The organism is Mycetocola zhujimingii (assembly GCF_003065425.1).
Taxonomy (GTDB): Bacteria; Actinomycetota; Actinomycetes; order Actinomycetales; family Microbacteriaceae; genus Mycetocola_A; species Mycetocola_A zhujimingii.
The window spans coordinates 1,788,644-1,803,638 of record NZ_CP026949.1; the positions used below are offsets into that span (position 1 = coordinate 1,788,644).

13 protein-coding genes are annotated in these 14,995 nt (G+C 65.5%); 9 read left to right on the forward strand and 4 right to left on the reverse strand.

All coding sequences use genetic code 11. The features are described 5' to 3' along the window. The first annotated feature begins 106 nt into the window (after window positions 1-106). The 9 genes from C3E77_RS08520 to C3E77_RS08560 all read left to right on the forward strand — a co-directional run bounded on the left by C3E77_RS08520 (window position 107) and on the right by C3E77_RS08560 (window position 9,478). Window positions 107-1,765, forward strand: coding sequence for an ABC transporter substrate-binding protein (locus tag C3E77_RS08520; protein ID WP_108391247.1), 1,659 nt, complete (start codon window positions 107-109; stop codon window positions 1,763-1,765). Next, window positions 1,740-2,732: an ABC transporter permease gene (locus tag C3E77_RS08525; protein WP_108391248.1), complete on the forward strand. Its 993-nt coding sequence runs from the start codon at window positions 1,740-1,742 to the stop codon at window positions 2,730-2,732. The genes C3E77_RS08520 and C3E77_RS08525 overlap by 26 nt, the downstream gene beginning before the upstream one ends. Beyond that, on the forward strand, window positions 2,729-3,586 hold the full coding sequence (locus tag C3E77_RS08530) for an ABC transporter permease (protein WP_108391249.1): 858 nt from the start codon (window positions 2,729-2,731) through the stop codon (window positions 3,584-3,586). Before C3E77_RS08525 ends, C3E77_RS08530 begins: the two co-directional genes overlap by 4 nt. After that, the gene (locus tag C3E77_RS08535; protein ID WP_232528807.1) at window positions 3,583-5,280 is read left to right on the forward strand and encodes a dipeptide ABC transporter ATP-binding protein; all 1,698 of its coding nucleotides are present in this window, start codon (window positions 3,583-3,585) and stop codon (window positions 5,278-5,280) included. Before C3E77_RS08530 ends, C3E77_RS08535 begins: the two co-directional genes overlap by 4 nt. Before the next feature lie 48 nt (window positions 5,281-5,328). Continuing rightward, on the forward strand, window positions 5,329-5,679 hold the full coding sequence (locus C3E77_RS08540) for a VOC family protein (protein ID WP_108391250.1): 351 nt from the start codon (window positions 5,329-5,331) through the stop codon (window positions 5,677-5,679). 74 nt (window positions 5,680-5,753) lie between these two features. Continuing rightward, window positions 5,754-5,981: a hypothetical protein gene (locus tag C3E77_RS08545; protein WP_108391251.1), complete on the forward strand. Its 228-nt coding sequence runs from the start codon at window positions 5,754-5,756 to the stop codon at window positions 5,979-5,981. Between the two features lie 162 nt (window positions 5,982-6,143). Beyond that, entirely contained in the window at window positions 6,144-8,741 is a 2,598-nt protein-coding gene (valS, locus tag C3E77_RS08550; protein ID WP_108391252.1) for a valine--tRNA ligase, read from the forward strand. Window positions 8,742-8,751: 10 nt separating this feature from the next. Beyond that, window positions 8,752-9,204 (forward strand): GNAT family N-acetyltransferase, encoded by a 453-nt coding sequence (locus C3E77_RS08555; protein WP_108391253.1) that lies wholly within the window; start codon window positions 8,752-8,754, stop codon window positions 9,202-9,204. 4 nt (window positions 9,205-9,208) lie between these two features. Continuing rightward, window positions 9,209-9,478: a hypothetical protein gene (locus tag C3E77_RS08560; RefSeq protein WP_108391254.1), complete on the forward strand. Its 270-nt coding sequence runs from the start codon at window positions 9,209-9,211 to the stop codon at window positions 9,476-9,478. Between the two features lie 60 nt (window positions 9,479-9,538). Here C3E77_RS08560 and C3E77_RS08565 read toward each other — a convergent pair whose 3' ends face one another. From C3E77_RS08565 to C3E77_RS08580, 4 genes are all read right to left on the reverse strand, one after another. After that, window positions 9,539-11,596 (reverse strand): DUF222 domain-containing protein, encoded by a 2,058-nt coding sequence (locus tag C3E77_RS08565; protein WP_108391255.1) that lies wholly within the window; start codon window positions 11,594-11,596, stop codon window positions 9,539-9,541. A 95-nt stretch (window positions 11,597-11,691) separates the two neighbouring features. Continuing rightward, entirely contained in the window at window positions 11,692-12,288 is a 597-nt protein-coding gene (locus C3E77_RS08570; protein ID WP_108391256.1) for an isochorismatase family protein, read from the reverse strand. Between the two features lie 139 nt (window positions 12,289-12,427). Beyond that, complete coding sequence (locus tag C3E77_RS08575; protein ID WP_108391257.1) at window positions 12,428-14,101, reverse strand: DHA2 family efflux MFS transporter permease subunit; 1,674 nt, start codon at window positions 14,099-14,101, stop codon at window positions 12,428-12,430. Window positions 14,102-14,182: 81 nt separating this feature from the next. After that, complete coding sequence (locus tag C3E77_RS08580; protein ID WP_108391258.1) at window positions 14,183-14,989, reverse strand: class I SAM-dependent methyltransferase; 807 nt, start codon at window positions 14,987-14,989, stop codon at window positions 14,183-14,185. Window positions 14,990-14,995: the final 6 nt, after the last annotated feature.

The window sequence follows — 14,995 nt, forward strand, 5'->3', positions numbered from 1 at the left end:
GGGAAGAAATCAGGCACTAGTGTCGTTATTAGACCGCGTCCAATAAATCTGGGCGCCACGCTCGGGCCACCCGCATCGCGGCTTTGCCCTCGTCAAGGAACAGGCAATGCACTCACTCACCACATCCCGCGCGCGCCGCGGACTTGGGGCTGTCGGCTCGGCGGCCGTTCTCGCCCTCCTCATCACCGCCTGCCAGTCACCCGCGGCCGAACAGTCGTCCACCCCGGTCGCAGGTGGAACTCTCACCTACGCCAGCGGAGACGCCGAACCCACCTGCCTCGACCCCCACGTCGGCGGCAACTACCCGCAGGCGCTCATTGCCGGCCAGTTCCTCGACTCGCTCGTCTCCCGTGATGCGGACGGCACCGTCATCCCGTGGCTGGCGACCGAATGGTCGGCATCAGACGACGGCCTCAGCTGGGACTTCACTCTTCGTGATGACGTCAGCTTCACCGATGGCACGCCGTTCAACGCCGAAGCTGTGAAGGTCAACGTCGAGCACCTCAAGGATCCGGCCACTGAGTCGTCGACGGGCTACCTCGCCCTCGGCAAAGTGGAGAGCGTCGAAGCGGTCTCCGACACCGTTGCCCGGTTCACCCTGAGCGCGCCCGACAGCGCGCTGCTCGAGTCTCTCTCGATGCCGTGGCTCGCCATCGAGTCGCCCGCCGGAATCGCCCGCGGCATGGAGGAGAACTGCCAGGCACCGATCGGCACAGGGCCGTTCATCGTCGACGAGTGGGTCAAACAGGACCACGTCTCGCTCGTTCGCAATGACGACTACAACTCACCGCCAGCCGACGCGAAGCACGAGGGCAAGGCCTACCTCGAGGCGATCGAATGGCGCTTCATCCCCGACTCCGCATCGCGCTACGCCGCTCTGCAGGCCGGGCAGGTCGACGTCCTCGACAATGCGCAGCCGGACACCATCTCCGCAGCCGAGAAGACCACGACGCTCGCACACATTGACGCGCCCCGCCCCGGTGCCGCCAACCGCATCGAGCTGAACGCCGGTGCTGCACCATTCAGCGACCCCGCTGTCCGTGAGGCATTCATTCGCGCGGTGAACGTCAACGACGGCATCGAGTCACTGTTCTTCGGCTCGGCGGAACGCTCGTACTCGCCGCTGTCGAGCGCTGAGTCGGCTGGATTCTCCGAGGAGTCCCTGTTCGACACCGACCTCGACGAGGCCAACGAACTGCTCGACTCCGCCGGCTGGACCGAACGGGATGCCGACGGCTATCGGGTCAAAGACGGCGAGCGCCTCACTCTCGATTTCCCCGTCTCGACGAACCAGTCGATCCCCGCCGAGCAGTCGCTCTTCGAGCAGATCCAGGCGACGGCCAAGGACGCCGGCTTCGAGGTGAGGCTTTCGCTGCTCGACCTGTCGAGCTGGTACGGCGTCCTCGCCGAGAACAACTACGACCTCGTGAGCGCCCCGTACACGAAGGTCGGCCCTGACGTGCTGCGGATCCTGTACCACTCCGACGGAATCGTCCCGGCGCCGAGCGGATATTTCGCGAACCTCTCGCAGGTCAGCAACCCTGAGCTGGATGAGCTGCTGACCACAGCGAGTGAGACCTCGGATGACGGCGAGCGCGCCGCGCTCTACGACCAGGCGCAGGAGATCATCCTCGGCGGTTTCCACATCCTCCCGCTGTATGACCAGCAGAACCACTTCCTGCTCGGCACACAGGTGAAGGATGCCCGCGCCATGCCGACGGTGTCGACACCCACGTTCTATGACGCCTGGCTTGCCGGACAGTAATCCGGCCAGGCGGTCGAGGAGCCGGCGCTCAGTGCGCTGGCTCCTCGTTCGACTCGGCGGTGCTGCGTTCGTACTGTGGGCAGTCGCGACGCTGACCTTCTTCGCCATCCGCCTGATTCCGGGAGACCCGGCCGAGGCGGTACTCGGCGGGCCCGGGTCGCAGGCGTCACAGGAGACCCTCGACCAGGTTCGACGCGATTACGGTCTCGATCTCCCCCTCAGTATCCAGTACCTTCACGCACTGGGCCGGTTGCTCAGGGGCGACCTCGGCACCTCCTACGCGCTCAAGGTCCCCGTCACCGAACTTCTCGGCGCCCAGCTCGGCGGCACGCTCCTCCTCGCTCTCGCGGCACTCGCCCTCGCCTGGCTCGCTGCCCTCGGCCTCTCGCTCTGGTCGACCGGCGGCGGCCGCTTTGCGGCATCCCTCGGGCAGGGCATCGAACTCACGAGCGCTGCGCTCCCCCACTTCTGGCTCGCCACTGTCCTCATCGCCGTGTTCAGCACGAGCCTCGGCTGGCTCCCACCGGTGTCGACGGGAGGCCCAACGGGACTCATCCTCCCTACGCTGACGCTCGCCATTCCCCTCGCCGGGTTCCTCGCCCAAGTGATGCGCGAGACGCTGCTCGACACCCTCGACGCGCCGTTCATCGTGTCGGCGAGGGCTCGGGGCGAATCGGAGCGGGGCATCCGGCTCCGCCACGCACTCCGTCACGCGAGCCTGCCGGCGATCAGCCTCTCCGGCTGGGCACTCGGTTACCTCATCTCGGGCGCCGTGGTGGTCGAAACCATCTTCGCGAGACCGGGACTTGGCCGCACTCTGCTGCAGGCGGTGACGCTTCGCGATGTGCCCGTGGTCACCGGTGTTGTCCTGCTTGTCGCCCTGGTCTACATCCTCATGACGATTCTGACGGATGCCGCCTCCCGGCTGGCAGATCCGCGCCTGGCCAGTGCGGAGGCAACGCGATGAGCGAACTCGACCTGCGGACCGCTGCGGCGAGCGCGGCACCCGCCCGCCGCGCCCGCCCAAGTGTCGGCGAAATACTCGCCGGTCTCTTCGTCCTCTTCCTCATCGTCGCCACCGTCGCGCCCGGGCTGCTCTCGTCTTTCGACCCCAACGCCATCTCGGCACGCGACGCGTTCCAGGGCCCGTCACTGGCTCACTGGTTCGGCACCGACGAGTCGGGGCGCGACATCTACAGCCGGGTCGTCACCGGAACGGCGACCTCGCTGTTGATCGGCGTATCAGCGACAGCGATCGGTCTCATTCTGGGGCTGATCCTCGGGGTACTCGCCGGGTTCGGCGGTCGCGTATTCGACTTCACGGTGAACCGCACGATCGAGGTTCTCTTCGCATTCCCCGGACTCCTCCTCGCTCTCCTCGTCATTGTGATCGCTGGCCCGGGCCCGGTGACCGCAACCATCGCCGTCGGCCTCTCCACCGCGCCCGGGTACGCGAGGATCATCCGCGGCCAGCTCGTCAGCATCCGTTCGTCTGCGTACGTCGAATCGGCACGAGTGCTCGGTCACGGGCCGTGGCGAATCCTCACCAGGCACATCCTGCCGAACGCCCTCGCTCCCCTCGCGGTACTCGCCACCCTCGGCGTAGGCCAGGCCGTTGTGTGGGCCGCCGCCCTCAGCTACCTGGGCCTCGGCGCACAACCGCCGGAGCCGGAGTGGGGCGCGATGTTGTCTGCCGGGCGCACCTACATCGGTACCGCGTGGTGGCTGACCGTGTTCCCCGGCCTCATGATCGTGCTCACCACCATCGCGACAACGGTGCTCGGCCGAAGCCTCACCCGACGAACGGCGGGCAACCGATGACCGACAGGCAACCGATGAACGCTTCGACAGGCTCCGCGTCACCCCTCCTCGAGGTAGACGGCCTCTCCGTCTCCTTCGGCGGCGTCCCCGTGGTCAGGGACATCTCCCTCAGCATCGGCCGGGGCGAGTGCGTTGCCATCGTCGGCGAATCGGGGTCGGGCAAGAGCGTCACAGCGCGGGCTCTGCTCGGCCTCGCCGGTCGCGGCTCCGAGGTGACTGCGTCAAGGCTCACCCTCGCCGGGCGTGACCTCACCGCGGCGAGTGAACGGGACTGGCGCGGCATCCGCGGATCGCAGGTCGGGCTTGTCCTCCAGGACGCGCTGGTCTCCCTCGACCCGTTGCGTCCGATCGGTCGCGAAATCGGCGACGCGCTCCGGCTGCACGCGAACCTGTCAGCAACGGATGCCCGCAATCGCGTCGTCGAGGTGCTCGCCCGGGTCGGAATGCCCGATCCCGAGCGGGCGGTCTCCCAGCGTGCCGGTGAACTGAGCGGAGGACTCCGGCAGCGAGCACTGATCGCAGCGGCTATCGCTTTGGATCCGCCGTTCGTGATTGCCGACGAGCCGACGACCGCCCTCGACGTCACCATCCAGGCCCGCATTCTCGATCTGCTCGCCGAATTGCGGTCACGGGGTACGGGCATCCTGCTGATCAGCCACGACCTCGCCGTCGTGAGTGCAATCGCCGATCGTGTGCTCGTGCTGAAGGACGGCAGCGTTGTGGAGTCGGGAACGACTCGTGAGCTGCTGACCCGGCCCCGGGAGGACTACACCCGGCGGCTTATCGCGGCGGTGCCCACCGATAAGCCGCGCGGAACCCCGCTCGTGCCGGTTCAGGAGTCGGACGTGACCGATGTTGGCACGGCTCGGGCGCGCGTCGACCCCACAGCGTCGGTCCGTCGAGCCACAACGCCTGCGAAAGCGGATGCCACTCCCGCTGTTCTCGAGGCACGGTCGCTCGTGAAGACGTATCGGTCTCCAGCGGGCCGGTTCCGCGCCGTGGACGGTGTGTCGTTCACCCTGGGCAGGGGCGAGACGCTCGGCCTCGTGGGCGAATCCGGGTCTGGCAAGACGACGGTGGCCCGGCTGGTTCTCGCGCTCACCGCGGCGGACGAGGGCGAGGTGCTGCTCGACGGCGCTCCGTTCTCCACGCTGCGTGAGCGGGAGCGGCGGCCACTCCGGCCACGGATCGGTGCCATCTACCAGGACAGCCTCAGCTCGTTCGATCCCCGGCTCTCGGTGAGACGCATTCTCGACGACGCCATCGGCACCGCGCCAGCCACCGACCGGTCGACCGTCGAAGAACTGCTCGACGCCGTCGGTCTGGCGAGCGGTGTTGCCGACGTGCGACCGTTGCTGCTCTCGGGTGGTCAGCGGCAGCGGGTGTCCATCGCCCGCGCGCTCGCTGCCCGGCCCGACGTCATCGTCTGTGATGAACCGGTCTCTGCGCTCGATGTCACGGTCCAGGCGCAGGTGCTTGACCTGCTCGATCGGCTGCAGGTTGAACGCGAGCTCAGCTACCTGTTCATCTCACACGATCTGGGTGTTGTCCGGCACATGAGCGACCGGGTCGCCGCGATGAAGGATGGGCAGATTGTCGAGACCGGTGACGCGGCGGCCGTGTTTGCCGACCCGCAGCATCCGTACACCGCACGCCTCGTGGCCGATGTGCCCCGGCTCCTTCCAACACATTGATTCGCGTGCGGCATTCCGCTCGGCTCGTCCGGCCGTTACGGTGTCGGTATGAAGCCTCAGTCAGTCACCATCGGCATCCCGGTCCGCGATCTTCGGGCAGCGACCGCCTGGTACCAGACGGCATTCGAACTGGGTGAGCCCGACCTCGAACCAATGGAAGGGCTCGTCGAGTTCGACCTGGGCGCCTTCTGGCTACAGCTTGCCCTGGCGAGCGAGTTCGCAGGAAACGAGGGCATCTCGGTGAGCATCAGTGTCGCGGATGCCACGGCGCAGCGAGAATCGTTTGTCACCCTGGGGCTCGAGGTGACCCCGCTGCAGCACATTGAGGGCGTCGTTGATTTCTTTGAACTGACAGACCTCGACGGCAACAAGATCGGGTTCGTCACCGAGCTCGCCTGACCCTCTGAACCGCTGTGCTGCGGTTCGCTACGGAAACGAGTGCCTGCCTGCCGCGCAGGCGGTATTCTTCCACCATGACCAGTCGCGACACCCACGAGCCCACCGTCCACTCGCGCGGCATCGCGACCGTCTTTTTCTGTGGTGCGGTCATTGTGCTGATGTTCTCAGTACTCACGTTCGGCAACGCAACCGACTGGTACGAGTACGTGAGCGGTGTCGTCTTTGTCGGTCTCGCAGCGACGCTGACATACCGGGGGGTCCTGGCGCTCCGAACCGCGCGCGACGCCGACGCATCGCTCTGACGACCGCCCGCTTCCCTCGCCGCCGGGCTCGCTCTCGGGTCGTCCTCGGGTCGCCCTCGGGGTGGCCTCGCCGTTCGCGCTGCCCCGGCTCCGCTACCATGGATAGTCCCCGACACTCAGGCACGTACACACGGTGCCGCCCATATTGAACCGGAGTTACCCATGACCTCGCACGTTCCAGACAAGCCCGCACTCGAGGGTCTCGAAGCGAAATGGGGTCCGGAATGGGAGTCCCGCGGCACCTACAGCTTCAACCGTTCAGCCGCTCTCGACGGTGGCCGCGAGTGTGTGTACTCGATCGACACACCTCCACCGACGGCATCCGGTTCACTGCACATCGGGCACGTGTTCAGCTACACCCACACCGACGTTGTGGCCCGGTTCCAGCGCATGCGCGGCAAGCAGGTCTTCTACCCGATGGGCTGGGACGACAACGGTCTCCCCACCGAGCGTCGCGTGCAGAACTACTACGGCGTCCGCTGTGACCCGACACTCCCCTACAACGCCGACTTCGTGCCGCCGTTCGAGGGTGGAGACGGCAAGAGCTCCAAGGCTGCCGACCAGGTTCCGATCTCACGACGCAACTTCATCGAGCTCTGCGAGAAGCTGACGCTCGAAGACGAGAAGCAGTTCGAAGAGCTGTGGCGCACCCTCGGCCTCTCGGTGGACTGGAAGCAGTCGTACCGCACGATCGGTGCAGACTCGATCCGGTCGAGCCAGCTTGCCTTCGTGCGCAACGTCGCGCGTGGCGAGGCCTACCAGGCCATGGCGCCCACCCTGTGGGACGTCACCTTCCGTACCGCGGTCGCCCAGGCCGAGCTCGAAGACAAAGAGCAGCCAGCGGCCTACCACCGCCTCGCCTTCGCCAAGCCCGACGGCGGCACGATCGAGATCGAAACCACGCGGCCCGAGCTGCTCCCCGCGTGTGTCGCCCTCGTCGCGCACCCCGACGACGAGCGCTACCAGCAGTACTTCGGCACAACGGTGAAGACGCCGTTGTTCGGTGTCGATGTGCCCGTGCTCGCGCACCACCTCGCCCAGCCTGACAAGGGTGCGGGCATCGCGATGATCTGTACGTTCGGTGACGTCACCGACGTCGTCTGGTGGCGTGAACTCGACCTGCCCAACCGCACCATCATGGGTCGCGACGGTCGCATCATCAGCGAAGCACCGGATGTCATCACGAGCGAAGAAGGCCAGGCCGCGTACCGCGAACTGGCCGGCAAGACCGTCTTCAGCGCCAAGCAGGCCGTTGTTGCCCTGCTCAAGGAGTCAGGTGAGCTCATCGGAGACCCCAAGCCGATCACGCACCAGGTGAAGTTCTTCGAGAAGGGCGACAAGCCGCTCGAGATCGTCTCCACCCGCCAGTGGTACATCAAGAACGGTGCCCGCGACGAGGAGCTTCGTGCCCGCCTGATCGAGCTCGGTAAGGAGCTCGAGTGGCACCCCGACTTCATGCGGGTGCGCTACGAAAACTGGGTCGGTGGACTCACCGGTGACTGGCTGATTTCACGCCAGCGGTTCTTCGGCGTCTCGATCCCGATCTGGTACCCGCTGGACGCCGACGGCAACCCGGTCTACGACTCCCCGATCGTTGCATCGGAAGAGTCACTGCCCGTCGACCCGTCGAGCGACACCGCCCCCGGCTACGACGAATCACAGCGCAATGCTCCCGGTGGCTTCATCGGCGAGCTCGACGTGATGGACACCTGGGCGACCTCCTCGCTCACCCCGCAGCTCGCCGGCGGCTGGGAGCGTGACCCGGAGCTCTGGAACCTTGTCTTCCCCTACTCGGTGCGCCCGCAGGGCCAGGACATCATTCGGACCTGGTTGTTCTCGACCATGCTCCGTTCGGTTCTCGAGTACGGTGAAAAGCCCTGGGAGCACGCTGCCCTGTCCGGCTGGATCCTCGACCCCGACCGCAAGAAGATGTCGAAGTCGAAGGGCAACGTCGTCACGCCCGCCGACATTCTGGAGAAGCACGGTTCGGATGCCGTGCGCTACTGGGCAGCATCTTCTCGCCTCGGTACGGATGCCGGTTTCGACCCGCAGAACCCGACCCAGATCAAAATCGGGCGTCGTCTCGCGATCAAGGTGCTCAACGCGTCGAAGTTCATCCTGAGCTTCGAATCGGCTGCGGATGCGGCCGTGACCGAGCCTCTTGACCTGAGTATGCTCGCGACTCTCCGGACGGTTGTCGCTGATGCGACCAGCGCATTCGAGTCGTACGACCACGCTCGAGCGCTCGAGACCGCCGAGACCTTCTTCTGGACGTTCTGCGACGATTACCTCGAGCTGGTCAAGGAGCGTGCGTACGACGCTGAGCACCCTGGACAGGCGTCTGCCGTAGCGGCGCTCCGTGAAGCACTGAGCGTTTTGCTCCGACTCTTCGCTCCATTCATCCCGTTTGCCGTCGACGAGGCATGGTCCTGGTGGAACGAGGGCTCCGTGCACTCTGCTTCCTGGCCGACCGTCGAAGAGCTGACCGCGGCCGGTGCGCCTGAGCTGCTGGCGCTTGCAGGACAGGCGCTCACGAGCATCCGTCGTGCCAAAACCGACGCCAAGGCCTCGCAGAAGGCGACGTTGAACGAAGCCACCATCACCGGCACACCGGACCAGATAGGCCTTTTGGCTCATGCGGAAGGGGACCTTAAGGCGGTAGGACGTATCGTTAGACTCACATTCACCCCGGCCGACACACTGTCGGTAACCGGAGTCGAGTTTGCCCCGGTCGACGTTCCGACGTCGAACCACAGTTAGAGGAGACACTATGACGATCGAAATCCGTCCGGTCCGCGACCGCGACTTCTTTGACTGGCTGCCACTGTTTGCAAGCTATGGCGAGTTCTACGGTGCTCAGGTGCCCGACGAGAAGGCCCTGCTCGTCTGGAGCTGGATCTCAGACAAAGTGCACGGCGTTTCTGCCCTCGTGGTGCAGGATGACGACGGCAAACTCGTTGGCCTTGCCCACTATCGGCCGTTCCCGAGGCCGCTCGAGGGCGGAACCGGCATCTACATCGACGACCTGTTCGTCGCTCCCGAATCGCGCGGCAAGGGAATCGCGTCTGCGCTGCTCGACCGGGTCACTGAAATTGCTCGTTCGGAGCGTGCCGGGATCGTTCGGTGGGCGACAGCTCCCGACAATGACGCGGCCCAGAGCCTCAGTGGCAAGGTTGCCGACCGCACCGACTGGATCACGTACGACCGCTCGGTCAACGGCTAGCGTCATGCAGCTCGGTACGCGCTGGTCTATCGGTGACACCCCGCCCGCGGGGCTTCCCGAGGTCATCGTCGCTGCGGTCAGGACTGTTGAGGACGAGCTCCGTGCGGAGGATGTCACCACCACCGGGTGGCGATGGACTCTGACGTGGCTTGAGCGAAAGCCGGTTGTCGAACTCGATGATGGAACGGTGATCACGTACAACTCGACAACCGACTCGGCAACGATTCGGCAGTATGACGAGCCGACCCTCGATGACGATGAGGATGACGCCTAGGGCACTGGCCGTCAGGGTTGGCTAAATTTGCGGGAGGGCTGAGCTCCCCGCGACCCCCGACTACGCGGTCCGGGTCTGTTGGGCCGACAGGTGGGCGGAGTTCTCCCTTGGCCTCTGGCCACCCGGTCCGCTCGGCCCGTCACCGCCACCATCGGCACCGGCCGGGTCATGCACGCGGCCACCAGCGCTGCCACCACCATCGTTTCCGGCTGCGGCTCGTGCTGCGGCGTCAGCGGCGTCGGTCGCGGCCTTGATCCCGGCGAGGCGGAGTCGTTCCTTTTCCAACGGTGATTTCGATGGCATCCGGATCGGAATCCGTTCACCGTTCTCCCCCGGTGGGGGGATCAGGTAATACTCGCCCTCGATCCGGACCACCCGATACCCAAACGTGTGCACCAACGTGTGGTGATAGGGACACAACAGGATGCCGTCAGCCAGGTCGGTGCAACCATCGTGGGCGGCCCATTCGTTGATGTGGTGCGCTTCGGTCATCGACGGCGGACACTCGCAGCCCTCGATCCGGCACCCACCGTCACGGACCGCCATCGCCACCCGCTGCTTCCGGGTGTGCAAGCGTTGCTCCCTGCCCACGTCGAGGATCGTGCCAGAAGTGTCCATCAGGATCGGTGAGATCCCGGAGATACAGATCTGCTTCTCGACCACACTGCCCGGAAACGCATCCTTGCTGTCTTCCAGATACCCGGTACCGACCAGGTGCTCCGCGCCCTCACTGTCGGTGGCACGGTTGTCGAGGCTGGTTTCGGTCATCACCACCCGAATTCCGGGTTGACGTGACCCGTACGTCGTGGTCGGGTCGGCCTGCACCCCGGTCCGCATCGCACCCATCAGAATGTCGTACACAATCTGGTCGTTACTGCGTTCGTCTACCCGGAGTTTCTCGGCGCGTTCCGCCTCGACCGGGTCCACCATCCGCGGCCCGCCCCGCCGCGGCCGCAAAGCCGCACCGACGATCGATTCCACCCAGGCGGCGCCTTCCTCGTCGAAGGCCACATACGCCGTCTTCGTGCCGTCCTCGTTGCGGCCGAATCGCCACTTCCGGTTCGCGTACCGCTCATCCCACCGCAACTGCACCCCGGCCGGATCAATCCGGTCCCGCAAATGCCGCGCCCGCACCCCGAGCTCGTCAGCGTTCACCCCGGCAGCATCCGCGATGATCTCCACCGCCGCCGCCCGCAACATCTCCACACCCACCCGGTCGTTCGGTTGCCCGAGCCCGCGCATGATGATCGTTACTGCCTCGGACCGGATCACACCCTCCCGCGCCGCCCGAGAGATCGGTTCATGCCACGGCACCACCGGAACCGGACGCAACAACGACACCCGAGCATCCGCGTCAGGGTCAACGTCCGGGTCAGCGTCGGGGTCGGGGTCGATCAGAACGTTACCGTCGAGATCGATCAACGGCTCATCCGACCCATCAGCATCGGTACCAGCGCCGGGTCCGAACCCCGTCGGGTGGGTGGCGGCATCCGCCTCACCCATTGCCTCACCCAATCGCACCTGCCGGAACGCCTCGGACTTGGTCGACCCGGTCAACCGTTGCACCAGGTTCACCGCCGTGCGATCCCCCGTCGACTGCGCCCACCCCGAGTAACCGAGGTCACGCGCCGACCGTTTCGCCGCGACACCAGCGCCGGCCGCAATCACGGCATCAAGCTCCGACTTCGCCCGCGCCGCATTGCGGAGCAACTCCTCCAGCTCGGCGTTCGCAGCCCGCTCCAACACCATAGATAACGGCAGGCCAGCGTCAGACGCCGAAGTTGCACCCGCAGCAACAACTCCGCCGCTGTTGCTGCCAGCACCAAGCCCAGCGCCCTCCGGCTCTGGCTCCACCGGCACGAACCGCGGCCGCTTAAACGACGAACCGGCACCACCGAACTCGGTGATGCCGGTCGAAACCTCTGCGGACGAAGACCCGCCCCTGCCCGAAACCTGCAGGGCCCCCGACGCCGGTTCAGGACCAGCCGCCGGCTCCGGCTCCGGCCCCGCAGCATCCCCCGCCACACGACCAACCGCCTCGATGGCGTCCTCATACCGAGCGATCTGGTCGCACACCCGAAGGGCGACCTCTCGAATCTGCTCGGACACCTTTGCCATACTTCATGATACCAAGATATTCGATATTAGGAAAGATTCTTCTCCAGTATATTCGTAGATATCTTCTAGTTTGTATCTGAAGAGACGCGCAAACCTCACCGCGCTGCAGATGCCGTCAGTTGCTCGGTGGGATGCACCAGTTGTTCCGTCGTGACTATCGAGGCGAATTCGCGACTGCCGAGGATGCTCGCAGTCCGGCTGATGAGGTCATCAGCGGAGACGCCCGCGTAACCGGGGCCCGGCTCGATGTCGCTGGTCGTGGTGGCGTCGGTTACAAACTCCACCTCGAAGCCCAGGTCGCTTGCCACGCGTGCCGTGGTCTCGCAGCACTGTTCAGTTCTGATCCCGCAGATGACCACCCTGCGAACGTCGTGCTGCACCAATTGCTGATGCAGGTTCGTCGTCGTGAACGCATTGACCGAGGTCTTGGTCACGCGCAATTCGCTGTCGAGGGGATCGAGTTCCGCCACGACCCGAACGAACCCAAGCTCAGGATCAAACACGCCCCCTGTCCCCGGCTCGGCGTGGGTTACCCATACAACGAGCTGACCGGCGGAGCGTGCGTGCGCCACAAGCCGGGCGATGTTGTCGAACACGAATGGGTTTGCCATCCTTGCCCAGTCATCCGGTCGTTGGCGAAAAGACTCCTGAGCGTCGATGACGAGCAGTGCGGTGCGGGTTTCTCGATTCATGGACCCATCCTGCGTGCCCAGAGTGCCAACGCGAAAGCGCTCAGCGGTCAACATATGACGGATTCCGGACAGGTCCGTTTGTCAAAGCGCTCGCTACGCAGACCGCGCGGTGTGCCAGACGGTCAGTTCTTCTCACCGGTCAGTTCGACTCACCCGTCTGGGCAGTCTCCGTGCCGCTGGCCCCGTCGGCAGCGGCGCCGTCGGCGGAAATATCCCCGGCGGAGGCCGCAGCGGGCCTGATCCGCAGGCTCGTGATCAGCCCGACCACCAGAGCACCCGCGGCGATCCAGCCGGCGAGTGACGCACCGTCCGTCATCGCTGCACGCGCGGCATCCGCAATGAACGCGGTCTGCTCATTCGCCGCCAGCGAGGCGATGCTTCCCCCTGAACTCGCGTTCACTGAGTCAACGAGCGACTGGAGCATCGGATTGCCGGCGACGGCATCCGCCACCCGATTCTCCGTGCCCGTCTTGAGCGTCGTGAAGAACGCGGTGCCAAGCACGGCGATCCCGAGCGCTGAGCCGGTCTGCCGAGCGGTGCTCTGTGTCGCGGACCCCTGGCCGCTCCTCGCCACGGGCACATCGGCCAGGACCACACTGGTCAGCTGAGCCGTGGCAAGCCCGACGCCCATTCCATAGACCAGGAGGATCGGGGATGTCAGCCAGGCCGTGCTGTCGGGACGGATCAGGAGCGCAAGCACAGCGATCGCGAGGATCTCGAGACCGAGCCCGATTCGCACCACAACGATCGGTGAGAGTCGCTTCGACAGCCCCGCCACTGCACCGCTCGCGAGGAAAGACCCCGCTGCGAGCGGCACGAGGGCGAGCCCGGCCTCAAATGCCGTGTATCCCAGCACGTTCTGGAACCAGAGAGGCAGCGACAGGATGAGTCCGAACTCGCCGAAACTGACGATCAGCGCGGTGATATTGCCGTTGGCGAATGACGGGATGCTGAACAGCGAGAGATCGAGGATGACGCCCTTGCCCGCATTGGTCCTGGCGCGCTCCCAGAGCACGAAGGCGGTCAACGCGATGACAGCGAGCAGGAACGCGAATGGAACCGGCGAGATGTCACCCACCGCGAACGGGGCCTCGTCTGTTGCGGTCCACCAGCCGTAGTTCCGCCCCTCGATCAGACCGAAGACGAGCGCACCGAAACCGAGGATGGAGAGCAGCGCTCCCCCGATGTCGAGCCGCTGCAGCGCCCCGGTCACCGCCTCGGATGATTCGGCCACGAAGAGGATCAACCCCGCGATGATCAACGCACCGACGGGCACGTTGATGCCGAACGCCCAGCGCCAGCTCGCGTTCTCGGTGAGCCACCCACCCAGCAGCGGACCTACGGCGGCCATTCCACCGATGGTGGACCCCCACACGGCGAAGGCGATACCACGCTCTCTGCCCTGGAAGTTGGCGTTGAGCAGCGCGAGCGTCGTTGGCAGAATCATCGATCCGCCGAGCCCCTGCAGAGCCCGACCGGCGATGAGGACAGCCCCGTTGTCGGCGAGGGCGCAGAGCACGCTGGCCGCGACGAAGATCACGACACCGATGAGCATGATCCGACGCCGCCCGACCCGGTCTGCGATGCGCCCCCAGGTCAGGAGCAGCGCGGCGAACAGCAGCGTGTAGATCTCCTGTACCCACTGGATCTCCGTGCTGGAAATCCCGAGGTCATCGACGATCGAAGGGATTGCGACCGAAACGATTGTCGCGTCCATGATGATGATGGCGACGCCGAGGCTGATGGCGAGCAATCCCCACCAGCGGTAACGCACGTAACGGTCGGGAGTCGATCCCGTCGATGTCTGACTCATGAATAACCCCTTCGGCACAGAGGGCCACCCTAGACCCGCCAGTTCAGAGCACGGAGGGCTGGCGGTCAGGAACCGCCTCTGCTACTTCCGGGCGAGTATCTCACCGTGCGGCATCGCGTACCAGCCGCGATCGTCGGCAACCCATTCTCTCCACGCGGCCGAGATCTCCTCGAGCTCTGCCCCTGTAGCCGCACCCGTTTCGATCGACTGCGTGGCGAAGCTCGATTCGACCGCACGATCCGCCCATGCGCTCCCCCACCAGTCCCGGTCGGCATCCGTCGAGAAGCACCAGATCGAGGCTGCGCTCTCCACCTCGGTAAAGCCGGCCTCCATCGCCCATGCCTTGAGCGAACGTCCGGCGTTCGGCTCTCCCGCGTTCGATCTGGCCAGCGCCTGGTAGACCCGCATCCAGGTGTCGAGACCGGGCAGGAGCGGATACCAGGACGCCGCCCCGTAGACGACGTCCCGGGCTGCGACGATGCCGCCAGGCTTTACAACCCTCCGCATCTCGCGCAGCACAGCAACCGGGTCACCGACGTGCTGCAGCACCTGATGGGCGTGAACGATATCGAAGCTGTCATCCGGAAAATCGAGGGAGTATGCATCGCCGACAACGAAGTCCACATTCATCACACTGCTGTCCCGAGCAAGGGTCGAGGCCTGAATACACACGTCAGCGGACGCATCCATACCGATAACGGATCCCGGTGCGATCCGCTCAGCGATATCGAGGGTAATCGTGCCTGGGCCGCTCCCGACGTCGAGCACCCTGACCCCGGGGACGAGGTAGGGCACGAGATATGCAGCGGAGTTGTCGACGGTGCGCCAGCTGTGCGTGCGGAGCACGCTTTCGTGGTGCCCCAGCGTGTAGCGCTCGGAAATTGCCATGGTCCA